General features: G+C 70.6%; 25 protein-coding genes. 11 read left to right on the top strand and 14 right to left on the bottom strand.

What is annotated here, in order from left to right; genetic code table 11:
- Positions 1-11: 11 nt before the first annotated feature.
- The 7 genes from ACFYP5_RS00630 to mce form a co-directional block, all read right to left on the bottom strand.
- On the bottom strand, positions 12-893 hold the full coding sequence (locus ACFYP5_RS00630; RefSeq protein WP_389028680.1) for an ABC transporter permease subunit: 882 nt from the start codon (positions 891-893) through the stop codon (positions 12-14).
- The gene (locus tag ACFYP5_RS00625; protein ID WP_389028677.1) at positions 890-2,023 is read right to left on the bottom strand and encodes an ABC transporter ATP-binding protein; all 1,134 of its coding nucleotides are present in this window, start codon (positions 2,021-2,023) and stop codon (positions 890-892) included. Before ACFYP5_RS00625 ends, ACFYP5_RS00630 begins: the two co-directional genes overlap by 4 nt.
- A gap of 191 nt (positions 2,024-2,214) precedes the next feature.
- Complete coding sequence (locus tag ACFYP5_RS00620) at positions 2,215-2,994, bottom strand: ABC transporter permease subunit (protein WP_389028674.1); 780 nt, start codon at positions 2,992-2,994, stop codon at positions 2,215-2,217.
- A gap of 5 nt (positions 2,995-2,999) precedes the next feature.
- On the bottom strand, positions 3,000-3,998 hold the full coding sequence (locus ACFYP5_RS00615) for an ABC transporter ATP-binding protein (protein ID WP_389028671.1): 999 nt from the start codon (positions 3,996-3,998) through the stop codon (positions 3,000-3,002).
- 86 nt (positions 3,999-4,084) lie between these two features.
- Complete coding sequence (locus ACFYP5_RS00610) at positions 4,085-5,023, bottom strand: cellulose-binding protein (RefSeq protein WP_093772510.1); 939 nt, start codon at positions 5,021-5,023, stop codon at positions 4,085-4,087.
- A gap of 185 nt (positions 5,024-5,208) precedes the next feature.
- Complete coding sequence (gene scy, locus ACFYP5_RS00605) at positions 5,209-9,003, bottom strand: polarized growth protein Scy (protein ID WP_389028668.1); 3,795 nt, start codon at positions 9,001-9,003, stop codon at positions 5,209-5,211.
- Between the two features lie 167 nt (positions 9,004-9,170).
- A complete protein-coding gene (mce, locus tag ACFYP5_RS00600; protein ID WP_389028665.1) occupies positions 9,171-9,599 on the bottom strand; it encodes a methylmalonyl-CoA epimerase in 429 nt (142 codons plus the stop codon).
- Positions 9,600-9,734: 135 nt separating this feature from the next.
- Here mce and ACFYP5_RS00595 point away from each other — a divergent pair, with 135 nt between their 5' ends.
- Positions 9,735-10,937: an acetyl-CoA C-acetyltransferase gene (locus ACFYP5_RS00595; RefSeq protein ID WP_030971497.1), complete on the top strand. Its 1,203-nt coding sequence runs from the start codon at positions 9,735-9,737 to the stop codon at positions 10,935-10,937.
- 44 nt (positions 10,938-10,981) lie between these two features.
- The gene (meaB, locus tag ACFYP5_RS00590; RefSeq protein WP_356497952.1) at positions 10,982-11,938 is read left to right on the top strand and encodes a methylmalonyl Co-A mutase-associated GTPase MeaB; all 957 of its coding nucleotides are present in this window, start codon (positions 10,982-10,984) and stop codon (positions 11,936-11,938) included.
- A 249-nt stretch (positions 11,939-12,187) separates the two neighbouring features.
- On the opposite strand, the gene ACFYP5_RS00585 is transcribed toward meaB, so the two are convergent.
- Positions 12,188-12,685: a PepSY domain-containing protein gene (locus ACFYP5_RS00585; RefSeq protein WP_389028661.1), complete on the bottom strand. Its 498-nt coding sequence runs from the start codon at positions 12,683-12,685 to the stop codon at positions 12,188-12,190.
- A 120-nt stretch (positions 12,686-12,805) separates the two neighbouring features.
- Between ACFYP5_RS00585 and ACFYP5_RS00580 the strand changes: the two genes are divergently transcribed.
- Together ACFYP5_RS00580 and ACFYP5_RS00575 are read left to right on the top strand one after the other, a co-directional pair.
- Positions 12,806-13,468 carry a response regulator transcription factor gene (locus ACFYP5_RS00580; RefSeq protein WP_389028658.1) on the top strand — a complete coding sequence of 221 codons (663 nt, stop codon included), beginning with the start codon at positions 12,806-12,808 and terminating at the stop codon, positions 13,466-13,468.
- Complete coding sequence (locus ACFYP5_RS00575; protein ID WP_389028655.1) at positions 13,465-14,943, top strand: ATP-binding protein; 1,479 nt, start codon at positions 13,465-13,467, stop codon at positions 14,941-14,943. The genes ACFYP5_RS00580 and ACFYP5_RS00575 overlap by 4 nt, the downstream gene beginning before the upstream one ends.
- A 116-nt stretch (positions 14,944-15,059) precedes the next feature.
- On the opposite strand, the gene ACFYP5_RS00570 is transcribed toward ACFYP5_RS00575, so the two are convergent.
- From ACFYP5_RS00570 to ACFYP5_RS00555, 4 genes are all read right to left on the bottom strand, one after another.
- Positions 15,060-15,536, bottom strand: coding sequence for a MarR family winged helix-turn-helix transcriptional regulator (locus ACFYP5_RS00570; RefSeq protein WP_389028652.1), 477 nt, complete (start codon positions 15,534-15,536; stop codon positions 15,060-15,062).
- Between the two features lie 137 nt (positions 15,537-15,673).
- Complete coding sequence (locus ACFYP5_RS00565; protein ID WP_389028649.1) at positions 15,674-16,456, bottom strand: AIM24 family protein; 783 nt, start codon at positions 16,454-16,456, stop codon at positions 15,674-15,676.
- Complete coding sequence (locus tag ACFYP5_RS00560) at positions 16,453-17,103, bottom strand: AIM24 family protein (protein WP_389028646.1); 651 nt, start codon at positions 17,101-17,103, stop codon at positions 16,453-16,455. The genes ACFYP5_RS00565 and ACFYP5_RS00560 overlap by 4 nt, the downstream gene beginning before the upstream one ends.
- Positions 17,103-17,735, bottom strand: a complete 633-nt coding sequence (locus tag ACFYP5_RS00555; RefSeq protein WP_037689357.1) for an AIM24 family protein — start codon at positions 17,733-17,735, stop codon at positions 17,103-17,105. The genes ACFYP5_RS00560 and ACFYP5_RS00555 overlap by 1 nt, the downstream gene beginning before the upstream one ends.
- A gap of 211 nt (positions 17,736-17,946) precedes the next feature.
- Between ACFYP5_RS00555 and ACFYP5_RS00550 the strand changes: the two genes are divergently transcribed.
- Positions 17,947-18,297 (top strand): DUF3817 domain-containing protein, encoded by a 351-nt coding sequence (locus ACFYP5_RS00550; RefSeq protein WP_389028643.1) that lies wholly within the window; start codon positions 17,947-17,949, stop codon positions 18,295-18,297.
- Positions 18,294-18,587, top strand: coding sequence for an MTH1187 family thiamine-binding protein (locus ACFYP5_RS00545; RefSeq protein WP_389028640.1), 294 nt, complete (start codon positions 18,294-18,296; stop codon positions 18,585-18,587). Before ACFYP5_RS00550 ends, ACFYP5_RS00545 begins: the two co-directional genes overlap by 4 nt.
- A 58-nt stretch (positions 18,588-18,645) precedes the next feature.
- Here ACFYP5_RS00545 and ACFYP5_RS00540 read toward each other — a convergent pair whose 3' ends face one another.
- Positions 18,646-19,644 carry a DUF5937 family protein gene (locus ACFYP5_RS00540; RefSeq protein ID WP_389028637.1) on the bottom strand — a complete coding sequence of 333 codons (999 nt, stop codon included), beginning with the start codon at positions 19,642-19,644 and terminating at the stop codon, positions 18,646-18,648.
- Positions 19,645-19,717: 73 nt separating this feature from the next.
- Here ACFYP5_RS00540 and ACFYP5_RS00535 point away from each other — a divergent pair, with 73 nt between their 5' ends.
- The 4 genes from ACFYP5_RS00535 to ACFYP5_RS00520 all read left to right on the top strand — a co-directional run bounded on the left by ACFYP5_RS00535 (position 19,718) and on the right by ACFYP5_RS00520 (position 23,945).
- Positions 19,718-21,208 carry an MFS transporter gene (locus ACFYP5_RS00535; RefSeq protein ID WP_389028634.1) on the top strand — a complete coding sequence of 497 codons (1,491 nt, stop codon included), beginning with the start codon at positions 19,718-19,720 and terminating at the stop codon, positions 21,206-21,208.
- 10 nt (positions 21,209-21,218) lie between these two features.
- Positions 21,219-21,728, top strand: coding sequence for a MarR family winged helix-turn-helix transcriptional regulator (locus ACFYP5_RS00530; protein WP_389028632.1), 510 nt, complete (start codon positions 21,219-21,221; stop codon positions 21,726-21,728).
- A gap of 98 nt (positions 21,729-21,826) precedes the next feature.
- Positions 21,827-22,159, top strand: coding sequence for a DUF3817 domain-containing protein (locus ACFYP5_RS00525; RefSeq protein WP_389028629.1), 333 nt, complete (start codon positions 21,827-21,829; stop codon positions 22,157-22,159).
- Positions 22,160-22,244: 85 nt separating this feature from the next.
- Entirely contained in the window at positions 22,245-23,945 is a 1,701-nt protein-coding gene (locus ACFYP5_RS00520) for a methylmalonyl-CoA mutase (RefSeq protein WP_389028626.1), read from the top strand.
- A 25-nt stretch (positions 23,946-23,970) separates the two neighbouring features.
- On the opposite strand, the gene ACFYP5_RS00515 is transcribed toward ACFYP5_RS00520, so the two are convergent.
- On the bottom strand, positions 23,971-24,600 hold the full coding sequence (locus ACFYP5_RS00515) for a TetR/AcrR family transcriptional regulator (protein ID WP_376252279.1): 630 nt from the start codon (positions 24,598-24,600) through the stop codon (positions 23,971-23,973).
- 330 nt (positions 24,601-24,930) lie between these two features.
- Between ACFYP5_RS00515 and ACFYP5_RS00510 the strand changes: the two genes are divergently transcribed.
- Positions 24,931-25,896, top strand: a complete 966-nt coding sequence (locus ACFYP5_RS00510; protein ID WP_389030666.1) for a tetratricopeptide repeat protein — start codon at positions 24,931-24,933, stop codon at positions 25,894-25,896.
- Positions 25,897-26,335 lie beyond the last annotated feature (439 nt).

The following is a 26,335-nucleotide window of genomic DNA, read 5'->3' as shown; positions in this document are numbered from 1 at the left end:
CCGGTGGCCGGTCAGACGTCGCGCCGGTCCAGCGACACATAGGCGCCGGTCATGGCCACGGCCGCGACACCGAGCATGATCCAGAGCGGCTCCCAGCCGGACGGCCCCGACGAGGCGACGGACGCGTCGTAGAACGCGCCGAGCTGGCTGGGGATCGAGTACTCGAAGAGCGCCTGCTGCACGTCGGCGAGCGACTGCGAGAACATGAACATGGCCAGCACGAGCGGCAGCAGGACCACGGCGATCATGATCGTGATCGCGCCGGCGGAGTGCCGGATGAGGGCGCCCATCGCGAGCGACAGCAGCCCCAGCGTCGCGATGTAGAGGCCGACACCGACCGTCGCGCGCAGCCAGTCGCCGCCGGTCGGCTCCGCGCCGCCCAGCATGGCCGTCTGCAGCAGCGCGACGAGCGCGGTCGTCACGGTGGTGATGACGAAGGTGAGCAGGAAGAAGACGATCGCCTTCGCGGTCAGCACCCGGCCGCGGGTGGGGCAGGCCGTCAGCGTCGTACGGATCATGCCCGTGCCGTACTCGGAGGCGATGGTCATCACGCCGAGCGTGATCACGCAGATCGAACCGAGGAGCACCCCGAAGAAGCCGAGGCTGAGCACGGGGGTGTTGCCGAGCTCGGCGTCGGACGCTTCGACGGCGACCGCCGACAGCAGTCCGATGCCCAGCAGCAGCACGATCATGATGCCGAGCGTCCACATCGTGGAGCGCACGGAACGGATCTTGGTCCACTCGGAGGCGAGCGCGTCACCGAGGGTGGCGCGCCGCTGCGGGATCGGCGAGGCGTAGAGGCCGGCGGGTGCCCCTTGCCAGCTCTGCTGCGGGGCCGGGGGCTGCTGCGCCTGCTGCTGGTACGGCGCCTGCGGGGTCGGCGGCGTTGTCATCGGGCGTCCTCGCTGGTGTCGCGCTGGGTCAGGTCTGCGGAGCCGGCGGGCACGGCGGGGGCGGCTGCGGCCGGGGCGGCCACGGGGGGCGCCGTGTACGGGTTCTGTCCGGGCGGCGGCGGGGCGTACCAGCCCTGCTGCGGCACCTCCTGGACGGGCGGCTGCACGTATCCGTCGCCCATCACGGGCTGCTGCAGCCCGGCCCGCTGGTCCACCGTCGAGCGGTAGTCCACGGCGCCCTGCGTCATCCGCATGTAGGCCTCCTCCAGCGAGGCCTGGTGCGGTGAGAGCTCCCAGAGCCGGACGTCCGACTCGTGCGCGAGATCACTGATCCGCGACAGCTGCAGCCCGGTGACGCGCAGCGCCCCGTCCGGCTCCGACATGACCCGGCCACCCGATTCGGTGAGCGACGCGGTCAGCTTCTCCCGCAGCTCCGGCTGCGCGTCCGGCACCCGCACCCGGGCGAAATCGGCCGAGTTGGCGGAGATGAAGTCCTTGACGCTCATATCGGCGAGCAGCTGCCCGCGGCCGATCACGATCAGGTGGTCGGCGGTGAGCGCCATCTCGCTCATCAGGTGGCTGGAGACGAAGACCGTGCGCCCCTCGGAGGCGAGCATCTTCATCAGGTTGCGGACCCAGAGGATGCCCTCGGGGTCGAGACCGTTGACCGGCTCGTCGAAGAGGAGCACCTGCGGGTCGCCGAGCAGTGCCGCCGCGATCCCGAGCCGCTGCCCCATACCGAGCGAGAACCCCTTGGACCGCTTCTTCGCGACCTCCTGCAGGCCGACGACGCCGAGCACCTCGTCGACCCGGGCAGCCGGAATGCCGGCGAGCTGGGCGAGCGAGAGGAGGTGATTGCGGGCGCTGCGGCCACCGTGCACCGCCTTGGCGTCCAGCAGGGCACCCACCTGGCGCGGGGCGTTCGGCAGGCTGCGGAAGGCGTGCCCGCCGATCGTCACATGGCCCGCCGTCGGACGGTCCAGGCCGAGCATCATGCGCATGGTGGTGGACTTGCCCGACCCGTTGGGACCGAGGAATCCGGTGACGGCGCCCGGCCGCACCTGGAAGGAAAGGTTGTACACGGCCGTCTTCGCGCCGTAGCGCTTGGTCAGGCCGACTGCCTCGATCATGCTCCAGCCCCATCGACTTATCTGTCGTCGGGGCCCAGGCCGACCGGCCGCACGCCCCCCGTAAGAGTTAGGAGGATATCCAGGCCTTGACGGTTCCGGCCAAGCCGTTGCGGGGGTGCGTCACCCACGTATCGGACCGAACCGGATCTCTTTCTCCGGCTTCCTAACCGTTCCTCCCGATTCCTCCTGGATCACGCGTCCCGCTTCTTCAGTACGAGATAGCCGCCGATCAGTGCGGCCACCACCCATGCCACCAGAATGCCGAGCCCGCCCCACGGTCCGTACGGGGCCGGGTCGCTGCGCATCGCGTCCGGAACCACCTGCATGATCTTGGATCCGGCCCGGTCGGGGAAGTAGCGGGCCACGTTCTTGGCGCCCGGGACCGCCGACAGGATCTGGGAGACCAGGAAGAAGAACGGCATCAGGATGCCGAGCGACAGCATCGAGCTGCGCAGCATCGTGGCCACGCCCATCGAGAAGATCGCGATCAGGCCCATGTAGAGGCCGCCGCCGAAGACCGCGCGCAGGACGTTGTCCGCACCGATGTCCGTGCGGTGGTCGCCGAGCAGGGCCTGGCCGAGGAAGAAGGTGACGAAACTGGTGGCGAGGCCGACCACCAGGGCGAGGACCCCGGCGACCGCGATCTTGCTGAAGAGGAACGAGCCGCGCTGCGGTACGGCGGCCAGCGAGGTGCGGATCATGCCGGAGCTGTACTCCGTACCGACCACCAGGACACCGAAGACGACCATCGCCAGCTGACCGAGGATCATGCCGGAGAAGCTGAGGAAGGTCGGGTCGAAGGTGGCCCTCTCCGGTGCGGGGAGATCGTCGAACTGGGCGTTCATCAGTGCGCAGAGTGCCGCGCTCATCGCCACGGTGACGACGAACGCGGAGATCAGGGTCCAGGTGGTCGAGGAGACGGTGCGGATCTTGGTCCACTCGGAGTTCAGGACCGCGGGTACCGATGCCATCGTCGTCACGCCCCCTTTCCGGGGCCGGGGGTGCCGGACTGAAGGTTCCACTGCTCGCCCCACTGCGGGCCCGCGAGCGCCGGTGGCGGGGTGGCGTGGTCCGCGTGGGCGTGGTACTCCACGGAGTCCGCCGTCATCTGCATGAACGCTTCTTCCAGCGAGGCCCGCTGGGAGCTCAGCTCATGCAGCACGATGTGGTGCTGCGCGGCCAGCTCGCCGAGCTGTTCGCTGGTGGCGCCGTCGATCTCCAGCACGCCGCTCCCCGATTCGACCGCGATGATGCCCGCCTCGTGCAGCACGTCGCGCAGCCGTTCCTGCTGCGGGGAGCGCATCCGTACGTAACTGCGAGAGTTCTGGTGGATGAAGTCGGCCATCGAGGTGTCGGCGAGCAGGCGGCCCTGGCCGATAACGATCAAGTGTTCTGCGGTGAGGGCCATTTCGCTCATCAGATGCGAGGAAACGAAGATCGTCCGGCCTTCCGCCGCGAGCGTCTTCATCAGATTGCGAATCCAGTGAATTCCCTCGGGGTCCAGACCATTGACGGGTTCGTCGAACATCAGGATCTCGGGATCACCGAGCAGCGCGGCCGCGATTCCGAGCCGCTGACCCATACCGAGAGAGAACGACTTGGACTTCTTCTTCGCCACCGCGCTCAGGCCGACCGTGTCCAGAACTTCCGGGACGCGGCTCTCCGGGATGCGATTGCTCTGCGCGAGACAGAGCAGATTGTTGTACGCGCTGCGGCCGCCGTGCATCGACTTGGCGTCGAGCAGCGCGCCGATGTGCTTCAGGGGTTCCGACAGCTCGCGGTAGTGCTTGCCGTCGATCCGCACCGATCCGCTCGTCGGGTTGTCGAGATCGAGCATCATCCGCATCGTGGTGGACTTGCCCGCCCCGTTCGGGCCCAGAAAACCCGTCACCATCCCAGGCCTGACCTGGCACGAGAGGTGGTCGACGGCAACCTTGTTGCCGAAGCGCTTGGTGAGGCCATCAAGCTCGATCATGCGCACACGCTAGAACGGGCGCGCGCCCGGCGCCACCACAAGGGCGGAACCGGGCGCGCAAGGGGTACAGCTGAGGTACTGCGGCGTCAGCGGGTCTGCTGAGCCGGGACCCCACGGGTGACGGGCTCGTCGTCCACCGGCGAACCGGCAGCGGCCACTGCGGCACCGGTCAGCGTCGCCAGCATCTCGCGGACGTTGGTCAGCTGCGCGTTGATCGAGTCGCGGCGGTTGGTGAGGGCCGCCAGCTCGCGCTCCGATTCGCTGCGGATCCGGTCGGCCTTCGCGTTCGCGTCGGCCACGATGTCCTCGGCCTGGCGCTGCGCGGTCTCCACCGTCTGGCGGGCCCGGCGCTCGGCGTCCGTACGGAGCTTCTCGGCCTCCAGGCGGAGCTGCTCGGCACGGTGCTCGATCTCGGCGAGGCGCTTCTCGGCCTTGGCCTGACGGGACGCGAGGTCGCGCTCCGACTGGTCGCGGCGCTTGGCCAGGTTGGTCTCGAAGTCCGCGGCGGCCTGGGCGGCCTTGGCGCGGGTCTCCTCGAAGAGGGCGTCCGCCTCCTCGCGCTTCTGCGCCGCGTCCTTCTGGGCCTCGGTGCGCAGCGAGCCGGCCTCACCCTTGGCCTTCTCGACGATGCGTACGCCCTCGTCCTCGGCCTTCGCCTTGCGCTCGGCGGCGAACGACTCGGCGTCGTTGCGCACCTGCTGGGCGGCCGACTCGGCGAGCTCGCGGTGCTGCTCGGCGGCGCGACGGGCCTCCTCGCGCAGGTCCTTCGCCTCCTCCTCGGCGAGACGGAGGATCTTCTCCACGCGCGCACCGAGACCGGCGTACGACGGCTCCGCGTCGTTCACCTGGGCCTGGGCGTTCTGCGTTTCGAGGTGCAGCTCCTCGATGCGCTTTTCCAGAGACGTGATGCGGGTGAGAGCACTATCACGGTCGGCGACGAGCTTGGTAATGCGGTCATCCACCTGACCGCGGTCGTAACCACGCCGCACGAGCTCGAAGCCGAAGGGGGAGGAAGGGTCACTCATGGGGTTCCTGTCGAAGTAAGACCGGTGAGGTGATAGGGGGAATCCTAGGGGCCCGAGCGGCGTGTCATCGAGTGGATGCCCGTTTGATCTGGAGAATGACACCCCTTTTGAGTGGCTAACCCCCGTAACCCTTGCCACTCGGAGGGGCGAACCTCCTTGTCGAAGCACGCGACTCGGTCGGGTGACTACCCCTCGGACGACTTGCCACTCGATCGAGTGCCGGCTGAGGCTCCGGCTTTGACGCCACCCGTGGAACCGCCGCCCGCACCCTTGCCGCCGCCCGGTGCCTCGAAGGACTCCAACGCCTCCAGGACGTCCTGGACACGGGAGATCTCCGTATTGATGTCCTCGCGCCGGCGCACCAGGACATCGAGCTCGCGACGGCCCTCGTCCACCGTCTTCTTCGCCTCCTGCTCGGCGTCGGCGCGCAGCTTCTCGGCCTCGCGGACCATGCTGGCCTTCTTCTGCTCGGCCTCCTTCAGCAGTGACTCGGCCCGCTTCACCGCGGCGATCCGGACCTTGCTCGCCTCCGAATTCGCGTCCGCCAGCAACTCCTTGGCCTTCGCCGCAGCCTCTTCGCGCTGCTCCGTCGCCGCCTTCATCAGCTTGTCGACGCGCTCGCCCGCCGTCTTCATCTGCTCGGAGGTCTCGCGCCGCGCCCGGTCGTGGAGCTCCTCGATCTCGCTCTCCAGACGGGCCCGGAGCTCCTCGGCCCGCTCCCGTATGGCCGTGGCGTCCCGGCGGGCGCCGACCAGCAGCTCGTCCGCGTCCGTACGGGCCCGCTCCACCAGGGAGTTGCCCTCGACGGTCGCCTCCGCGTTGATCCGCATGGCTTCCTTGCGGGCCGCGCCGACCATCGTGTCGGCCTGCTTCTCGGCCTCGGTGGCGGCGCGCAGCGCCTCCTCCTGCGCCTTGTTGACGAGCTGGTCGGCCTGCTCGGCGGCGTCGGCACGGCGCTTCGCCGCCGCCTCGCGCGCCTCGTCGAGGAGCCGGTCCGCCTCCTCGCGTGCCTCCCCGCGCATCTGCTCGGCCGCCGCCTCCGCGTCGGCGCGCACCCGCTCCGACTCCTCGCGGGTACGGGCTGCGTGCTCCTGCGCCGAGCCGACGGTGGCTGCCGCCTCCGCACGCAGCCGCTCCGCCTCGTTGGTGGCGTCGCCGACGAGCTCGGTCGCCCGCTGCGTCGCCTCGGTGAGGATCCGCTCGGCCTCGCCCGTCGCCTCGCCCACCAGCCGGTCGGCCTGGGCCGCAGCGTCCGAACGCATCCGGTTGGCGTCCTCGCGGGCCTCCGCGCGGCTGCGCGCGGCGTCCTGCTCGGCCGAGGCCAGCGCGTCCGACGCCTCGGTACGCATCCGCTGGCTGTACTCCGCGGTGTCCGTGCGCAGCCGCTCCGACTCGGTGATCGCCTCGCTGAGGGTCCGCTCGGCCATCGCCTTCGCGGCCTCGGACTCCTCCTGGGCCTCCCGGCGGATGCGCGCCGAGTCCTCGCCGGCCCGTTCCCGCTCCGCGTACGCGTCGGCGCGGACCCGGTCCGCCTCCTCCTGCGCCTCGGACTTCGTCCGTTCCGCCACATGCTCGGCGGTGGAACGCAGCCCGGCGATCTCCGCCTCGGCCTGCTCCTGGAGCCCGGAGACCGAATCCCGTACCTGCTGGGCGGTCTGCTCGGCGGCGGAGACCATCTCGGTCGCCCGGGCGTCAGCCTCGCCGACCAGCCGCTGGGCCTCGGTCTGCGCCTCGTCGACCCGCTTGCGGGCGGAGGCGAGGAGTTCCTCGCTCTGCTCGCGGGCCCGCTCGCGCTCCTGGGTGGCCTCCGTGCGCGCGGCGTCGAGGGTCTCCTCGGCCTCGCGGCGACGCCTGTTCGCCTCCTCCTGGGCGGCGGCCAGCGCCTCGGCGGCCTCGGTGCCGACCCGCTCGGCAGCGGCCGTGGCCTCGGACCGCACCCGGTCGGCGCTCTCCTGCGCCTCGGTCCTGAGCCGCTCCGCCTCGGTGGCCGCCTCGCTGCGCAGCCGCACGGCGACGGCCTCGCCCTCCGCGCGGGACCGCGACGCATCCGCCGCCGCCTCGTCGCGCAGTCGCTCGGCCTCGGTCTCGGACTGCTCCCGCAGGGCGCGCAGCCGCTCGGCGGCCTCGGCGCGCAGCCGCTCGGACTCCTCGTTCGTCTCGCGCCGGATCCGCTCCGCCTCGGCGCGCGCGTCCGTGAGCGCCTGTTCGGCGGTGGTGACCCGGGTCTCGGCCTCGGTGTGCAGCCGGATCAGCTCGTCCGCCGCCTCGGCGTGCCGGGCCGCGACCGCGCGCTCGGTCTCCTCACGGAGCTCCGCCGCCGCCTGCTCGGCCGCGGTCGTGGTGGACTCCGCCTGCTCCTCGGACTCGGTACGCAGCCGCTCGGCCTCTGCGCGGGCCCGCTCCAGGGCTTCCTCGGCCTGCTTGCGCAGCACCGTGGCGCGTTCGATGGCCTCGGCCCGGACCCGTTCGCCCTCGGTGCCCGCGGCGGTCCGCAGCTCCTCCGCGTCCGCCTTCGCCTTGGACAGCAGTTCCTCAGCGGTCTTCGCGCCCTCCTCGATCTGCTGGACGGCCTCGCGCCGGGCCTCGCCGCGGATCCGCTCGCCCTCGGCGACCGCCTCGGAGCGCAGCTGCTCGGCCTCGCCGCGCAGCCTGCGCGCCTCCTCCTGCAGCTCGACCGTCTTGGCCCGGTACTCCTTGGTGTCGTCCTTGGCCGCGCCCTTGAGCTGGTCGGCCTGCTCCGCCGCCTCGCCGCGCAGCCGGTCCGCCTCGGCCTCCGCCTCGCGGCGGATCCGGTCGGCCTCCTCGCTCGCCGCGCGGGTGGTGGACCTGGCGTCCTCGGACGCCTTGGTCAGCACCTCCTCGGCGGACCTGGCCGCCTTGGCGAGCTGGGCCGCGGTGTCCTCGGCGGCCGCTGTGCGGGCCTTCTCCGTAGCCTCGGACGTGAGCCGGTCCGCCTCGGCGCGGGCGTCGGCGAGCGCCTGCTCGGCCTCCGCCTTCAGTGCCTCGGCGTCCTTCGTGGCCTCGCCGACCAGCCGGGCGATCTCCGACTTGGCCGTACGGGTGCGCTGCTCGTTCTGCGACTCGGCGCCGGCCAGCCGCTTGACCGCGGCCTCCTTCGCCTCCGTGAGGACCTTCTCGGCCTCCAGGCGGGCCTCGCGCAGCTGCGTCTCGGCCTCCTGCACGCGCTGCTCGGCGGCCCGGTTCAGCTCGGCGGTCTGGTGGCGGGTCTGCTCGGTCTCCGCGTTCGTCGACGTACGCAGCTGCTCGGCGTGGCTGGTGGCCTCCTGCGCCTGGCTGGACGCGGCGTTGAGCAGCCGCTCGGCGTCCTTGCGGGCACGCAGCAGGATCGTCTCGGCCTCGGCGCGGGCGGACTCCGCCTCGGAGCCGAGCCGCTGCCGGGTCTCGTCCGCGAGCCGGACGGCCTCGGCGCGGGCGGCGGCCAGGGACTGCTCGGCCTCGGCCCGCGACTCGTCGAGGAGCCGGCGGGCCTGGGACTCGGTCCGGGCCCGCAGCTGCTCGGCCCAGGCGACGTTCTCGTTGACGTGCGACTCGACGGTCTGGCGGCGCTCCGCGAGCTCCTGGTCGAGCTGCTGCCGCCGCTGCACGGCCTCGTTGTGCAGCTCGGCCTGCAGCCGCGCCTGGTGTTCGGCGTGCTCCTGCAGGATCCGCTGTGTCTGCGCCCGGGCGTCACGGAGCTCGCGCTCGGCGTCGGTGCGCAGCTGATCAGCCTGGATCTGGGCATTACGGAGCATCTGTTCGGCCTGGTAGCCGATGTCCGCGCTGTCGTACGCGGGACGGGTCGCGAGATTGCGCCGAGCCTCATGCAGCTTGGCGCGCAAGACCTCGACCTGGTAACCGAGGTCCTCGGCGTGCTGGACGGCCTTCTCCCGGTCGGTCTTCAGCCGATCCATCTCGGCTTCGAACCGCGAGAGGTGGTCGTCGTCAGCTCGGTGGCTCTCCTGGCGTTCGTAGCCCCGCACTGCGCGGTCCCATCCGTCCCCTGGTCGCAACTCTCCAAACGAGTACCGTTCGCCGGCGAACGGTCCCCCGGGGAATGGTGACAGATCAACGGCTGGGGACGCGCGGCGCGGCCCCGACCCGGCCCCGGCCCGGAATCGCCCACTCTACCGGGCCAGGTATCCGGAGGTCAGTGCTCCGCTGCGGACGTGACCAGTTCGGTGAGCACGCCGTGGCAGTCCTTGGGGTGCAGGAAGGTGATCCGGGACCCCATCGAACCGGTCCTGGGCTCGTCGTACAGCACCCGGACGCCCTTGGAACGGATGTCCGCGGCGTCCGTGTCGACGTCCGCGGTGCCGAAGGCGATGTGGTGGACCCCCTCGCCGTTCTTGGCCAGCCATTTACCGACGGCCGAGTCCTCGCGAGTGGGTTCGAGCAACTGGAGGTACGAGGCACCGCCGTCCGAGGTCTCATTGATCTTGAGCATGGCCTCCCGCACGCCCTGCTCCTCGTTGACCTCGGAGTGGAACATTTCGAAGCCATAGGTCGAGCGGTAGAACTCGACAGTCCTGTCGAGGTCGAAACAGGCGATCCCGATGTGGTCGATTCGCGTCAGCATGGACAACAGTGGAGCGCTCAACGGATGGTTACGCAACGTGCGCGCGATCACACCCGCTGCCGGATGACGGGCGGAGTACCGCTCAGTACATTCGAGTAAACCCTCGTTCACATCTAATCCAAGGGGCCGTGCCTCATGTCTGGAACGACCGGTACCACCTCAGTGATCGTCGCGGGCGCCCGTACGCCCATGGGGCGTCTTCTCGGCTCCCTGAAGAGCTTCTCCGCAGCCGACCTCGGCGGCTTCGCCATCAAGGCCGCGCTGGACCGGGCCGGCATCGGCGGCGACCAGGTCGAGTACGTGATCATGGGCCAGGTGCTCCAGGCCGGGGCGGGGCAGATCCCGGCACGCCAGGCCGCGGTCAAGGCCGGCATCCCGATGAACGTTCCGGCACTCACCGTCAACAAGGTGTGTCTGTCCGGGCTCGACGCCATCGCGCTGGCCGACCAGCTGATCCGCGCCGGCGAGTTCGACGTCGTGGTCGCCGGTGGCCAGGAGTCCATGACCAACGCCCCGCACCTGCTCCCGAAGTCCCGCGAGGGCTACAAGTACGGCGCGATCGAGATGCTCGACTCGATGGCGTACGACGGTCTGACCGACGCGTACGAGAACATCCCGATGGGTGAATCCACCGAGAAGCACAACACCCGCCTCGGTCTGAAGCGCCTGGACCAGGACGAGATCGGCGCCCTGTCCCACCAGCGCGCCGCCGCCGCCCAGAAGAACGGTCTCTTCGAGGCCGAGATCACCCCGGTCGAGATCCCGCAGCGCAAGGGCGACCCGGTCCTCTTCTCCAAGGACGAGGGCATCCGCGCCGAGACGACCGTCGAGTCCCTCGGCAAGCTGCGCCCGGCCTTCACCAAGGACGGCACGATCACCGCCGGCACCTCCTCGCAGATCTCCGACGGCGCCGCGGCGGTCGTCGTGATGAGCAGGACCAAGGCCGAGGAGCTGGGCCTGGACTGGATCGCCGAGATCGGTGCGCACGGCAACGTGGCGGGCCCGGACAACTCGCTGCAGTCGCAGCCGTCCAACGCGATCAAGCACGCGCTGAAGAAGGACGGCCTGTCCGTCGAGGACCTCGACCTCATCGAGATCAACGAGGCGTTCGCGGCCGTCGCCGTCCAGTCGATGAAGGACCTCGGCGTCTCCCCGGAAAAGGTGAACGTCAACGGCGGAGCGATCGCGCTGGGTCACCCGATCGGGATGTCCGGCGCCCGCGTGGTGCTGCACCTGGCGCTGGAGTTGAAGCGGCGTGGCGGCGGCACGGGTGCGGCGGCACTGTGCGGCGGCGGCGGCCAGGGCGATGCGCTGATCATTCGCGTTCCGGGCAAGTAGTAGTCGTACGTACGCAGCTGCAGAGCGAACCGAACGGAGCGGTAATGGTGGACGTCCCCACCCTGGTGGAGCAGGCCCGTGAGGGCCGGCCGCGGGCCGTGGCCCGGCTCATCTCGCTGGTGGAGGGGGCGTCGCCGCAGCTGCGCGAGGTGATGGCGGCCCTCGCGCCGCTGGCCGGGAACGCGTACGTCGTCGGCCTCACCGGTTCGCCCGGTGTCGGCAAGTCGACCTCCACGTCGGCGCTCGTCTCGGCGTACCGGCGTGCCGGCAAGCGCGTCGGCGTGCTGGCTGTCGACCCGTCGTCGCCGTTCTCCGGGGGCGCGCTCCTCGGCGACCGGGTCCGGATGTCGGAGCACGCCTCCGACCCCGGCGTCTACATCCGTTCCATGGCCACCCGCGGGCATCTCGGCGGCCTCGCCTGGTCGGCGCCGCAGGCGATCCGGGTGCTGGACGCGGCGGGCTGCGACGTGATCCTGGTGGAGACGGTCGGCGTCGGCCAGTCGGAGGTGGAGATCGCCTCCCAGGCCGACACCTCCGTGGTCCTGCTCGCCCCGGGCATGGGCGACGGCATCCAGGCGGCGAAGGCCGGAATCCTCGAGATCGGGGATGTGTACGTCGTCAACAAGGCCGACCGGGACGGTGCGGACGCCACCGCGCGGGAGCTCAACCACATGCTGGGCCTCGGGGAGTCCCGGGGGCCCGGTGACTGGCGGCCGCCGATCGTGAAGACGGTCGCCGCCCGGGGCGAGGGCATCGACGAGGTCGTCGAGGCGTTGGAGAAGCACCGGGCGTGGATGGAGGAGCACGGCGTCCTCGCCGAGCGGCGGGCGGCGCGCGCGGCCCGCGAGGTCGAGACGATCGCGGTCACCAGACTCCGCGAACGCATCGACGACCTCCACGGCGACCGCCGCCTGGACTCCCTGGCCGAACGCATCGTGGCGGGCCGCCTGGACCCGTACGCCGCGGCGGACGAACTGGTGGCGGGAATCACCGGGGCCTGACACCCGGGTCGGCGGGCGGCGTGCGGGCCGCCTTCCGCCCGGGGCGGTGTGTGCCGAGGCTGCGTCGACGAGGGCGGCGTCCTCAGGCAGCTCACCGGAGTCGTAGGACCTGCACGCCGGGGGAATCGCCGGCGACAGAAGCGTGAAGCCCTGCTCCGGCCGGCCCGCCGGGAGGGCCGAGCCGGAGCTGATCGCGCAGGGCGACGTGCCTTCGTCGAGGCGACGGCACGCTCGGGCCACGCGCCCTGGTCAGTCGTCGTCGCGGTCGTCGTGCCGGTCGTGCCCGCGCCGGTCGCCCCCGTGGTGGTCGTCGTCCGAATGGTGGCCTTCGTCCGAGTGGTGGGGGGAGACCGCGGCGGTCCTGGCGTCCACGTCCAGCTCGTAGTGCCTGCCGTCCTTGCCGTTGATCTCGACCTCCCAGTACGGCGCGCCTCCGCTCCGGTCGGCGTCGTCGAGTTCGATCGAGGTCACCGTGCCCGGCGCCGAGCGGAGAGCGGCGTCGATGGCAGCGGAGCGCGTGACGGAGGCAGGCCGCGGCGTGTGCAGGCCGCGGTCGTCGTTGGTGCCGTCGCCGGAAGTGGGCTTGCCGAGCACCTTGTTGTCGTCGTCGGTGGTGTGCCTGCCGAGCACCTTCGCGCTGTCATGGCTGTCCCGGCCGCTGTCGTCGGCGAGGGCGGCGGCCGTGGCGGTCCCGCCGCCGATGAGAACGGCCGCGGTGACGGCGGCGATTGCGATCCTGTGCTTCATGAGGGTTCCTCCCGATACGGGTTGCCCGTGTGCAACGTGAACCACCGTGACGCACCGATGCTGAACGCAGCCTGAAGCCACCTGAAGCCGTCTTCAGGTTCCGTTTGCCACTCTGTGCGTATGCGTCTGTTGATAGTGGAGGACGAGAAGCGGCTGGCGACGTCCCTGGCCGGGGGACTCACCGCCGAGGGCTTCGCCGTGGACGTCGTGCACGACGGCCTCGAAGGGCTGCACCGGGCGGGCGGAGGGGCGTACGACCTCGTCGTTCTCGACATCATGCTGCCGGGGATGAACGGCTACCGGGTCTGCGCCGCCCTGCGCGCCGCCGGCCACGAGGTGCCGATCCTGATGCTGACGGCGAAGGACGGGGAGTACGACGAGGCGGAGGGGCTGGACACCGGCGCCGACGACTATCTGACCAAGCCGTTCTCGTACGTGGTGCTGGTCGCCCGGATCCGGGCACTGTTGCGGCGCCGGGGAGGCGGTTCCGCCTCGCCCGTGCTCACCGTCGGCGTACTGCGGATGGACACCGCGGCCCGCCGCGTCCATCTCGGCGAGGACGAAGTCCCCCTCACCGCCAAGGAGTTCGCCGTGCTGGAGCAGCTCGCCCTGCGGGCGGGACAGGTGGTCAGCAAGGCGGACATCCTGGAACACGTCTGGGACTTCGCGTACGACGGGGACCCGAACATCGTCGAGGTGTACGTGAGCGCGCTGCGGCGCAAGCTCTCCGCCGCGGCCATCCGTACGGTGCGCGGCGCCGGCTACCGGCTGGAGGCGCTGTGAGATCGGTGCGGGCCAGGGCCGCGCTCGGCGCCACGGTGGTCGTCGCGGTCGCCCTGATCGGCGCCGGGCTCGCCGTACTCCTCGTCCTGCGCGCCAACCTCACCGACCAGGCGGGCCTCCAGGCGGAGGTGGCGGCCCGTGAGGTCGCCGGACAGCTGGCCCTCGACGTGCCGGTCAGCCGGCTGGGCCTGCCCGACGCGGAGGAGCACCCGGTCCAGGTGACCGACGAGGACGGGCGGCTGGTGGCCGTGTCCAAGGACCTGGCGGCGATCACCGGGACGGGCACGGACCGGGTCGAGCCCCAGGTGTCCGCCCTGCCGACGAGCACCGGCACCGACGACGACGGCGGCGGCGACCGCCACGGAGGCGAGGACCGGGGCGACGACGATGCGAACGTCAGCATTCCCGCCCGTGGCGAAGTCTCCTCCGACGACCCGGACTTCACCAACGGCACCGCCACCGTCGACGGCGGCACGGCCGACTACCGCTTCGCCTCGGTCTCCGCGACCACCGGCGCCGGTGTGACCCTGACCGTCCACGCGGGCGCCCCGCTCGCCACCGAGCAGAAGGCGGTGGGCAGTGTGCGCAGCGCGATGCTGATCGGGCTGCCCGCGATGCTGCTGATCGTCGCCGCGGTGACCTGGCTGATGACGAGGCGCGCGCTGCGGCCCGTCGAGGGCATCAGGGCGGAGATGTCCGCGATCACGGCGTCCGAGGATCTGTCCCGGCGGGTGCCTGAGCCCGGTTCCCGCGACGAGATCGCCCGGCTGGCCCGTACCACCAACGAGACCCTGACCGCGCTGGAGGCCTCGGTCGACCGTCAGCGGCGCTTCGTCGCGGACGCCTCGCACGAGCTGCGCAGCCCGATCGCGTCCTTGCGAACACAGTTGGAGGTGGGCGCGGCCCATCCGGAACTGCTGGATGTGCCCGGCGCGGTCACGGACACCGTGCGGCTCCAGGCGCTGGCCGCGGATCTGTTGCTGCTGGCCCGGCTGGATGCGGGGGAGCGGCCGGGGAGCACCCGGCTGGACATGGGCGCGCTCGTCCATGAGGAGGTCTCGCAGCGCACCGGTGACCGGATCCCGGTGACGGTGTCCGTACCGCCTTCGGGGCCTCTCGAAGTCACCGGCTCACGCAGTCAGTTGGCGCGGATCATCGGCAATCTGCTGGACAACGCCGAGCGTCACGCGGAGAGTTCGGTCGCGGTCTCGGTGCGCACGGAACGCGGCAGCGTGGCGGTCGCGGTCGGTGACGACGGGCCGGGCGTTCCGGAGCCCGAGCGTGAACGGATCTTCGAACGCTTCGTGCGCCTGGACGACGCCCGCAGCCGCGACGAGGGCGGCGCGGGCCTGGGGCTCGCCATAGCGAGAGACGTGGCCCGCCGGCATCAGGGCACCCTGACGGTCACCCGATCTCCGGAAGGCGGTGCCCGCTTCGAACTACGCCTGCCGGCAAGGCCGGATCCAGGCCGATGAGGTCGACACCGGGCCCGGGTCGAGAGCGTCCCCGGGCGGGCCGAGACCGTCCGGCGATCGAGGACGAAGCGGCCACGCCCGTGCGGCGGCGCACCCCACCCGCGCGCCCCGCCGCGCTACGGCTTGCCCCGCCGCCCCCGCAGATGATCCGCAACCGGCGTCAGCGCCGCATGCAGGTCCGCCAGCGCTTCGGGCGTCAGCAGGTCCATGAAGTGTTTGCGCACCGAAGCGACATGGTGCGGCGCAACCTTGTGCATCGTCTCCGCGCCCGTCTCCGTGAGTACCGCGAACAGCCCGCGCCGGTCGGACTCGCAGTTCTCCCGGCGGACCAGCCCGGCCGACTCCATCCGCGTGATCTGGTGCGAGAGCCGGCTCTTGGACTGCAGGGTGGCGGCGGCGAGGTCGCTCATCCGCATGCGCTGGTCGTCCGACTCCGAGAGGTTGACCAGGATCTCGTAGTCGTTCATGGTCAGGTCGAACGGCTGGAGATCCTTCTCCAGCTGATGCATCAGCAGTCTGCTGACGTCCAGGTGGGTGCGCCAGGCGCACTGCTCCGCGTCGCTCAGCCAGGGGGTGGCCGTCTCGGTCTCCATGTATGGATTCTACCTAAGAAGTTGAATTCTGGACGAAGTAGGCTGGGTGTGACGTCCGGCACTCGCCCGGAGGCCGGCTCAGGAGCGCGGTCCGGGCTGGGCGCAGACGTTCGACGTCACACTCTGCAGACTACCGTTCACAAACCGAAGCGGCGCTGGAGGTCCCCCAGCTGCCCGGGCAGACGGGGGGCGGAGCCGGGTTGACCTGCGCCGGGTGAGTGCTGCCCACCGCCCGGCACCCCGGCCTGCTGCGGAGTCAGCCCCGTCGCCTGTTCGGCCATCAGGACCTCCGTCGACTGGAGCAGCACCGTACCGGCGCCGACGAACTCGAACTGGTGCTCCTCGCCCGACGTCCCGCCGATCCCGGTCAGCGATCTGAGCCCGCCCATCACGCCCGTCATGTAGCCGTGGTCGTAGTGGTGGCACGGCGAGGGGCAGTCCGCCCAGCCCACCAGCGCCTGCGGATCGACCCGCAGCGGCGGCTCCATGAAGACCACCGGACCGTTGGACGCGGCCACGAACTTCCCGGTACCGATCAGCGTGAGAAAGCCCGGCACGATCGACTGCTTCAGTGCCAGCGTCGGCTGGTACGCGAGGAGGTTGCCGGAGCGGATCGTCAGGTTCCCGTCGTCCAGGTCGTACGAGTTCACGTCGAACGCCCGGTCGGCGAGCAGCATCTTGCCGCTGCCCTCGGCCACCACCCAGTCGCTCGCGTGCAGCGGCGAGTGGAAGCTCGTACGGATCAGCCGCTCGAAGCGGCCGTGGCCGATGCCGTTGAACTCGATCCGCCCGTAGTAGGCGATCATCTTGCCCTTCTGCAGGAACCACTGGCTCCCCTTGAGCTCCACGCAGAAGGTGTACGCGTTGACGTTGTCGTCCGACGGCAGCGTCATCGGATCGAAGATCACGGGCGTGCTCACAGCTTCTCCTCCGACGCCTGGACGTACACCGCGCCACTGCCGCTGAGCTCCAGCTGGAACGCCTCGCCGGAGCCGCGCCCCACCATGTCGCGCCAGCCGAGCGCGGTGGAGAGCTTGTTGCGTACGTCGCCGTGGTGCGCGACATACGCCTGTGGGTCCACATGGACCTCACGGCCCGGGGTGATCGGCAGCTCGATCACCCCGCCGTGCGCCATCACCGCGACCGCGCCATGACCCTTCAGTGTGGTGGTGAACAGGCCCTGCCCGGTCACCTGACCGCGCACCATGCCCATGACCCCGCCCTGCGAACCCATGAACATCGTGCCCTGCTGCAACGTCCCGTCGAAGGCGAGCAGCCGGTCGGCCTCCACGTAGAGGGTGTCGCCGGCCAGGTTGATCACCTGGATGTGGTGGCCGCCGTGGCCGAACATCACCGTGCCGCTGCCCTCGACCGTCATCAGCGGGGTCGCCTCGTTCGCCACCCTTCGGCCGATCATCGACATCAGGCCACCCTGGCCGCCCTGGATGTTAGGGGTGAACGACACCTCGCCGCGGTACGCGAGCATCGCGCCGCGCTGGCTGAACATCTTCTGGCCGGGGACCACCGTCGCCTCGACCATCTTCGAGTTGATCTCACGGAACGGCATCAGACATCGCCCCCGATGGTGTTCCGCTCGCTCGGCTGCACGTAGACGAGGCCCTCGCCCTCGAACCGGATCTGGAACGACTCGCCCGAACCCTCGCCCATCAGTGTCCGGAAGTTCACCCCGGACTGGAAGTGCTGCTGGAGATTGCCCTGGTGGGCGATGTACGCGCCGGGGTCGACGAACAGCGGGTACTGGGCCGTCACCCGCAGCACCACGGCCGAGCCGTCCGACATGATCGCCGCCTGGCCGGTGCCCTCGACGGTGGTGGTGAACAGGCCGTTGCCGGTCGCCCCGCCACGCAGCCCGGTGAAGGTGGTGCCGGTGCGCAGCCCGGCGTCGGTGCAGAGCAGATTGCTCGCCTCCACGTAGAGCTTCTCGCCGCGCAGCGACACGAGATTGATCTCGCTCGCGCGGTCGGCGAAGTAACAGGTGCCCTGTCCTGTCACTTCCATCACGGTCATCTGCTCGCCGGTCAGCCGGCGGGTCACCATGCCGCGGATCCCCTCACCGCCGCCGGACATCTTCTTGAACGCCATCCGGCCGTCGTACGCGACCATCGAGCCGTTCTTCGCCTTGACGGCGTCGCCGGTGAGATCGACGGCGAGCGTCTTGCTGCCTTGGAGTCGGAACATTGCCACGGGGAGACGTTAGCGGCCCGGACCAGGGCCCGGACAGGGTCCATGGACCTATCCGGCCCCTGAATCGACCCTGATATGCGCCGATAAGTGCCCAGCGGCGGGTGCGGCCCCCCGCCCCCGGGGCATGTGGGGCGCGATGTCACAATGGGGGACGCTTGTGCTTGTATTCACAAGCCGTCACGATCCTCCCACCGAAGGTGCCCTCGTGGACATCAAGACCGCCACCGCCCTGCACCGGCTGCGCCTCATCTCGATTCCCGAGGCGCTCTCCTTCCCGGCGCTGATCATCTTTGGCTCGATCCTCAGCCGTGTCTCGGACATCGACTTCCTGATGATGCCGCTCGGAACGCTGCACGGCGTCCTCTTCGTGATCTACATGGTCCTGCTGCTGGACGTCTGGTCCAAGACCAAGTGGCCGTTCAAGCGCGTCGCCCTCTTCTTCCTGCTGGCGCTGCTCCCGTTCGGCGGGCTCTACGGCGACAAGGTGCTGAAGCGCTACGAGACCGACGGCGTCATCGCCGCCCGCGCCCGCCGGGAAGGCGTGGTCGAGGCATGATCGTCGCCTTCTCCGTCAGTCCGCTGGGGGTCGGCGAGGACCTGGGCGAGTACGTCGCCGACGCCGTCCGGGTCGTCCGCGAGTCCGGACTGCCCAACCGTACGGACGCCATGTTCACCTCCATCGAGGGTGAGTGGGACGAGGTCATGGACGTCGTCAAGCGGGCCGTCGCGGCCGTCGAAGCCCGTGCGGGACGTGTCTCCCTCGTACTGAAGGCCGATATCCGTCCCGGCGTCACCGACGGCCTGACCTCCAAGGTCGAGACGGTCGAGCGGTACCTCGCGGGCTGACACCGGCCCGTCGCACCACCTGACGAGCCCCCGCGCCGCACGGCGCGGGGGCTCGCCGTCACCCGGTGTCCGTGCCGGACGTCACCGCGAGTGCGATCCCGAGGGGTGTGCGCTCGTACAGCACCTGATGTCCGTACCGCCGCGACGTCAGCAGCCCCGCCGCCCGCAGCACCGACAGGTGGGCCGACACGGAGGACGGTGCGAGGCCCAGCCGGTGGGCGAGGGCGCTCGTCCCGGCCGGTTCGTCGAGCGCGCACAGTACGTCGGCCCGCGCCCGGCCGAGCAGCCGGGCGAGCGTCTGCGGCGTACGGTCGGCGGGCTCCGACCACAGCCCGCCGATCCCACGCGCGGGATAGATCACCGCGGGCAGCCAGGGCGGTTCGTATCCGCTGACCACATCCGGCCAGGCGAACACGCTCGGCATCAGGACGAGGCCCTGCCCGCCGAGCACCCGGGAGTGCCGGCCCTTCATCCCGACCAGCGTGAGGGTCGAGTCCGTCCACCTGAGCTGGGGACTCAGCTCACCGAGCAGCCGCGCGAAGCCGACCTCGGCCAGCCGGCGCGAGTGGTACGCGATGTCCGCCTCCAGCAACGCGCGCAGCCGCGGCCAGTCCGGCTCGACCAGGGTCCGCCAGGCCTGTTCCAGGAGTGCGGCCAGCTCGTGCAGTGCCCGCGCGGGGTCGGCGAGCAGTGCCTGCCCGGCAGGGGAGTGCAGTGCACCCGGCTGGTCGGCGAGCGTCAGGGCCAGGTCCTCGCGGATGAGCCGGGGGTCGATGGCGCGTACACCGGCGATCTCCTCCTCGAACGAGGCGTAGGGCCCCAGCGGCGGTGGGCAGAGGAAGTCCGGGTTGTGTCCGCCGTCCGGCATCAACGACCAGAGCGGCCCGAGGTCGAGCCCCGCGGCGGCGTCCTGGATGCGCCGCAGCCACGGCTGGTGGTACCCGTGCCGCCCCGGGTGCAGAAGCGTGCGCACCGCGGCCTGGGTCTCCCAGAGCGGGGAGAGCGCGAACCGGCAGCGAAGCAGATCGCTCTCGTCGAAATGCAGATGGAACGGCATGGGCGGCCTCGCGAAGATTCGGCATCAGCCGAAAGTCTACGGAGCGGGGCGCCCGGTCCTCCAAGCTGCGGCCATGCCGAGCAACAGCCCCACTCCGGCGGGCGGCGCCCGCGACGCGGCGGACACCCCGCACGGTCCGGCGGGCCCACGCGACCCGTCAGCCGCGCCCCGCGCCGCGACAGCCCGTCCCGCCGGACCGGTTCCGGTCTCGGCCCCTTCCCCGGAGCGCGCCGACCCCGTTGACCCGAAGCCGTCGCCCGCGCTCCGGGACCGGGCCCCCGTCGCGTCCCCGGAACCCACCCCTCGCGGTTACCGTGCGGTCTTCGCCGTGCGGGAGTTCCGTGCCGTCTTCGCGGCCCATCTGCTCTCCCTCCTCGGCGTCGTGGTGAGCGAACTCGCGCTCACCGTCCTCGTCTACGACCTCACCGGCTCGCCCCTGCTCAGCGCCCTCACGTTCGCGCTGGGTTTCCTGCCGTACCTCGTCGGCGGCACGCTCTTCGCCGGGGTCGCCGACCGCTACCCGGCCCGCCGGGTTCTCGTCACCTGCGATCTGATCTGCGCGGGCTGCGTCGCCGTCATGGTGCTGCCGGGCACCCCGGTCGGCGGGCTCCTCGCGCTGCGCTGTCTCGTCGCCTCCGTGTCGCCCGTCTTCACCGGGACGCGGATGGCCGCGCTCACCGACATCCTCGGCGAGGGCGACCTCTACGTACTGGGCCGCTCGCTGCTGCGGCTCGTCTCGCAGAGCGCGTTGCTGATCGGCTTCGGCGTGGGCGGTGTGCTGCTTGCGGCACTGTCCGCGCGTGGGGCGATCACGATCACCGTCGGGACGTTCCTCTGCTCGGCGGCCCTGCTCCGCTTCGGCACCCGCAACCGGCCGGCCAGGACCGGCGGTGACCGCGGCGGCGCGCTGCTCAAGGCATCACTGGCCGGGTCCCGCACCGTCCTCGCCGACCGCAGAATCCGCGCGCTGATGCTGCTCTTCTGGGTACCCGCGCTGTTCGTCGTCGCACCGGAGGCTCTCGCCGCCCCGTACGCGGACGAGATCGGCCTCGGCCCGGCTGCCCTGGGGCTGCTGATGTGCGCGATGCCGGTCGGACACATCGCCGCCGAGCTGTACGCGGGCGCCGTGCTGGCCCCGCGCATCCGCTCCCGGATCGTGCTGCCGGTCGCCGCCGCCGGGCTGCTGCCGCTCCTGCTGTACGGGCTCCGCCCCGGTCTGCCGCTGACCCTGGTGGCGCTCGCGCTCGCCGGGGTGGGGGCGGCGTACATCATCGGCCTCGACCAGTGGTTCGTCGACGCCGTCCCCGAGGAGCTGCGGGGCCGGGCCATGACCCTGCTGACCGCAGGACTGATGACGGTCCAGGGCATCGGCATGGCCCTCGCCGGCCTCGCCGCCGAGTTCCTCCCCGTGCACCGGGTGGTCGCCGGCTCCGGGGCGATCGGCGTCGTCTGCACCCTTCTGCTGGTCCGCGAGGTCAGCAGGACCGCACGCGTGACCGCACCTGTGGACGGTAGCCGGACCGAAGTACGAGACGGGGCTGACCAGCATATGACCAGTGGGTAAGGTCGGTGCCGTGCCGAAGCCGCTCAGTCTCCCGTTCGACCCCATCGCCCGTGCCGACGAACTCTGGCAGCAGCGCTGGGGTCCGGTCCCCGCGATGGGGGCGATCACCTCGATCATGCGTGCGCAGCAGATCCTGCTCGCCGAGGTCGACGCGGTCGTCAAACCGTACGGACTGACCTTCGCGCGGTACGAGGCGCTCGTGCTGCTCACCTTCTCCAAGGCGGGCGAGCTGCCGATGTCCAAGATCGGCGAGCGGCTGATGGTCCACCCCACCTCCGTCACGAACACGGTGGACCGGCTCGTCAGGTCCGGTCTGGTCGCCAAGCGGCCCAACCCGAACGACGGTCGCGGCACGCTCGCCTCCATCACCGGGAAGGGCCGCGAGGTGGTCGAGGTGGCCACCCGGGACCTGGTGGACATGGAGTTCGGACTCGGGGTGTACGACGCCGAGGAGTGCGGGGAGATCTTCGCCATGCTGCGTCCGCTGCGGGTCGCGGCCCACGACTTCGAAGAGAAATAGGGTCCTTCGTTCGAGTCGTGCCGGGCTCCCGGGGTCCGGCGCGCGCGGCCCCCGGCCCGCTTCAAGATCCCCCCAGCTGCCCGGTTACGCTCGTTGCCATGAAACGCAGTGTGCTGACCCGGTACCGGGTGATGGCCTACGTCACCGCCGTCATGTTGCTGGTGCTCTGCACCTGCATGGTCTTCAAGTACGGCTTCGACACCGGTGAGGGCCTGACGCTCGTCGTCTCCCAGATCCACGGTGTGCTGTACATCATCTACCTGATCTTCGCCTTCGACCTGGGCTCCAAGGCGAAGTGGCCGATCGGCAAGCTCCTCTGGGTGCTGATCTCCGGCACGATCCCGACCGCCGCGTTCTTCGTGGAGCGCAAGGTCGTGCAGGAGGTCGAGCCGCTGATCGCGGACGGCTCCCCGGTGACCGCCAAGGTCTGACCCGGCCCCACCCGAACCGCCCCGCGCAAAGCGCCGGGCGGTTTGTCATCGACATTTACTAGGACGTCCTAGTAAATTGGGTTCCATGGATGCTGACGCGATCGAGGAAGGCCGCCGACGCTGGCAGGCCCGTTACGACAAGGCCCGCAAGCGTGACGCGGACTTCACCACGCTCTCCGGGGACCCGGTCGAGCCCGCGTACGGGCCCCGCCCCGGGGACACCTACGAGGGCTTCGAGCGGATCGGCTGGCCGGGCGAGTACCCGTTCACCCGGGGTCTCTATCCGACCGGCTACCGCGGCCGCACCTGGACCATCCGCCAGTTCGCCGGCTTCGGCAACGCCGAGCAGACCAACGAGCGGTACAAGATGATCCTCGCCGCGGGCGGCGGCGGGCTGAGCGTCGCCTTCGACATGCCGACGCTGATGGGCCGCGACTCCGACGAGCCGCGCTCGCTCGGCGAGGTCGGGCACTGCGGTGTCGCCATCGACTCCGCCGCCGACATGGAGGTCCTGTTCAAGGACATTCCGCTCGGCGACGTCACGACGTCCATGACGATCAGCGGCCCCGCCGTCCCCGTCTTCTGCATGTACCTGGTCGCCGCCGAGCGCCAGGGCGTCGACCCGGGGGTACTCAACGGCACGCTCCAGACCGACATCTTCAAGGAGTACATCGCGCAGAAGGAGTGGCTCTTCCAGCCCGAGCCCCATCTGCGTCTGATCGGCGACCTGATGGAGCACTGCGCCGCCGCCATCCCCGCGTACAAGCCGCTCTCGGTCTCCGGCTATCACATCCGCGAGGCCGGGGCGACGGCCGCGCAGGAGCTCGCGTACACCCTCGCCGACGGCTTCGGCTACGTGGAGCTCGGCCTCTCCCGCGGGCTCGACGTCGACACCTTCGCCCCCGGGCTCTCCTTCTTCTTCGACGCGCACCTCGACTTCTTCGAGGAGATCGCCAAGTTCCGCGCGGCCCGCCGGATCTGGGCCCGCTGGATGAAGGAGGTGTACGGGGCGAAGACCGACAAGGCGCAGTGGCTCCGTTTCCACACCCAGACCGCCGGGGTCTCCCTCACCGCCCAGCAGCCGTACAACAACGTCGTACGGACCGCGGTCGAAGCCCTGTCCGCCGTCCTGGGCGGCACCAACTCGCTGCACACCAACGCCCTCGACGAGACCCTCGCGCTCCCCTCCGAGCAGGCCGCCGAGATCGCGCTGCGCACCCAGCAGGTGCTCATGGAGGAGACCGGTGTCGCCAACGTGGCGGACCCGCTGGGCGGCTCCTGGTACGTCGAGCAGCTCACCGACCGGATCGAGGCCGACGCCGAGAAGATCTTCGACCAGATCAAGGAGCGTGGCACCAGGGCGCACCCGGACGGGCAGCACCCCATCGGGCCGATGACCTCCGGCATCCTGCGCGGGATCGAGGACGGCTGGTTCACCGGCGAGATCGCCGAGTCCGCCTTCCGGTACCAGCAGTCGCTGGAGAAGGGCGACAAGCGGGTCGTGGGCGTCAATGTCCACCACGGCTCGGTCACCGGCGACCTGGAGATCCTGCGGGTCAGCCACGAGGTCGAGCGCGAGCAGGTCCGCGAGCTCGCCGGCCGCAAGGCCGCCCGTGACGACGCCCGGGTCCGCGCCTCACTGGACGCGATGCTCGCCGCCGCCCGCGACGGCTCGAACATGATCGGACCGATGCTCGACGCGGTACGGGCCGAGGCGACGCTCGGTGAGATCTGCGGGGTCCTGCGGGACGAGTGGGGCACGTACACCGAGCCGCCCGGCTTCTGACGGGGGCGCGGCCAGGGGCCCCGCGTTACGTGGCGGCCGCCGCGCCCAGCCCCGCGAGCAGCAGAACCGTGAAGCGCCGGGCCCAGTCCTCGTCGACGGGCTCGGCGCTCACCAGTGCCCGGTGCACGACCGCGCCGGCGATCACATCGAAGATCAGGTCGGCCGTCATGGCCGCCGTCGCCTCGTCCGCTTCGACGGGCAACTCGCCACGCTGCTGCGCCCGTTGCCGCCCCAGCAGCACCAGCCGCTTCTGCCGGTCCACGATCGAGTCGCGGATCCGGGCCCGCAGCGCCTCGTCGCGGGTCGACTCGGCGACGACGGCCATCAGCGCGGTCCTGGTCTCCGGCCGCTCCAGCAGCCCGGCGAACTGCAGCACCACGCCCTGCACATCGGCCGACAGGCTGCCCAGATCGGGCAGTTCCAGCTCGTCGAAGAGGACCGCGACGGCGTCGACGACCAGTTCGTTCTTTCCGGCCCAGCGGCGGTAGAGGGTCGTCTTGGCGACCCCGGCCCGTGTGGCCACATCACCCATCGTCAGCTTCGACCAGCCGAGGTCGACCAGCGAGGCCCGGCAGGCTTCCAGGATCGCTTCATCGGCCGCGGCGCTGCGTGGTCGTCCCGTTCGTGCGGGTTTGGGGTGGCCGTCGCTCAGCATCCCGTGACCATACCCGCCAGTAGCGAGAACAAGCCGTTCCCGTTCGTCGTGAGACAGATCACCGAACACTCTTGTGCACCAGGGGTGCGAGCCAGTTACGCTACGGGTCGTAGCGTAAGGACGACGGCCGTGCCGTTGCTGCGCCACGAGCGAACGACAGCCACATGCGCCGGGTGGGGACCCGGCGGAAAAAGGGCCCTGGAGGGCCCTCGGGCCGTGGATGTCCGTGCGCCCCGCACACCGGCGGGAGCCACGGACGGATGCGGTTCCCGGATCGCTTTCCGGAACGGTGTGCCAAGGGGGGAGGATGTACGTATGCAGCCTAGGAACATGTCCATGAGCGGCGTCGTCGACCTCGCCGCGGTGAAGGCGGCCGGCGAGGCCAAGGTGAAGGCGGAGCAGGCCCGTGCCGAGGCCGCCCGGCAGGGTGGCGGCGGCGCCGTGCCCCCGTCCGCCCTGGTGATCGATGTCGATGAGGCGGGCTTCGAGCGCGACGTTCTCCAGCGTTCCGCCGAGGTCCCCGTCGTCATCGACTTCTGGGCCGAGTGGTGCGAGCCGTGCAAACAGTTGGGGCCGCTTCTGGAGCGTCTGGCCCAGGAGTACAACGGCCGCTTCCTGCTGGCCAAGGTCGATGTCGACGCCAACCAGATGCTGATGCAGCAGTTCGGTATCCAGGGCATCCCGGCGGTCTTCGCCGTCGTCGCCGGGCAGGCCCTCCCGCTCTTCCAGGGCACGGCGCCGGAGGCCCAGATCCGGCAGACCCTGGACCAGCTGATCCAGGTCGGCGAGGAACGGTTCGGTCTCACCGGGATCGCGGTCGACGCGGCCGCGGCCGGTCCGGAGGGAGCGGAGCAGGGCCCGGCCGAGGTGCCGGCCGGTCCGTACGACGCGCTGCTCGAAGCGGCGGTCCGGGCGCTGGACGCAAGCGACTTCGCCGGCGCCGTCCAGGCGTACAAGAACGTACTCTCCGACGACCCGGCCAACACCGAGGCCAAGCTGGGTCTCGCTCAGGCCGAACTGCTCTCCCGGGTGCGGGACATGGACCCGCAGCAGGTCCGCAACGACGCCGCCGAGAAGCCGGGCGATGTGACGGCGCAGATCGCCGCCGCCGATCTGGACCTGGTCGGCGGTCATGTCGAGGACGCCTTCGGGCGGCTCGTCGAGACCGTGCGCCGCAATTTCGGTGACGAGCGGGATGCGGCGCGGCTGCGCCTCCTCGAGCTGTTCGAGGTGATCGGCCCGGAGGACCCGCGCGTCATCGCCGCACGCACGGCGCTGGCCCGGGTCCTGTTCTGATGTGACAACGCGGCCGTGGCGCCTCGCCGGCGCCACGGCCGTTTTCTGCGGTCCAGCGACACGACCTGCCCCTGCTTTACCAAATCTTGATAAAAGCTCGGGCTGTTACTCGCAGTAAAGCGTGCGCTGGGATCTGTCCGCTTACGAACCTCCATCTCCCCTTTTCTCCATGCGGCCTGCACCACCCTGTGTGGCCGGTCGATGTCACCCGGTTGTGCATCGGTTATCGGGCCGTTACTAGCCAGTAACGATCCCCCTTGTGTCGCGGGCGCGAATGGACCACGATCGGCCACGCTCGGTCCAATGACGCCAGCCCGACCGCCAGTCGGCGCGGCGGCCGAATTGGGTCCCCACCGAGTCGGTCGGCGGCAGTGGCGCCGACTGCGGACAGGGGGGTTCCTGCTGACCGGCAGGGCCTGTCCGAACAGGTTGCGCGAAC

This window comes from Streptomyces sp. NPDC005262, assembly GCF_042872425.1.
Classification (GTDB): domain Bacteria; phylum Actinomycetota; class Actinomycetes; order Streptomycetales; family Streptomycetaceae; genus Streptomyces.
The sequence above is the reverse complement of the archived record's forward strand: the minus strand, read 5'-3'. Positions and strand labels throughout refer to the sequence as shown.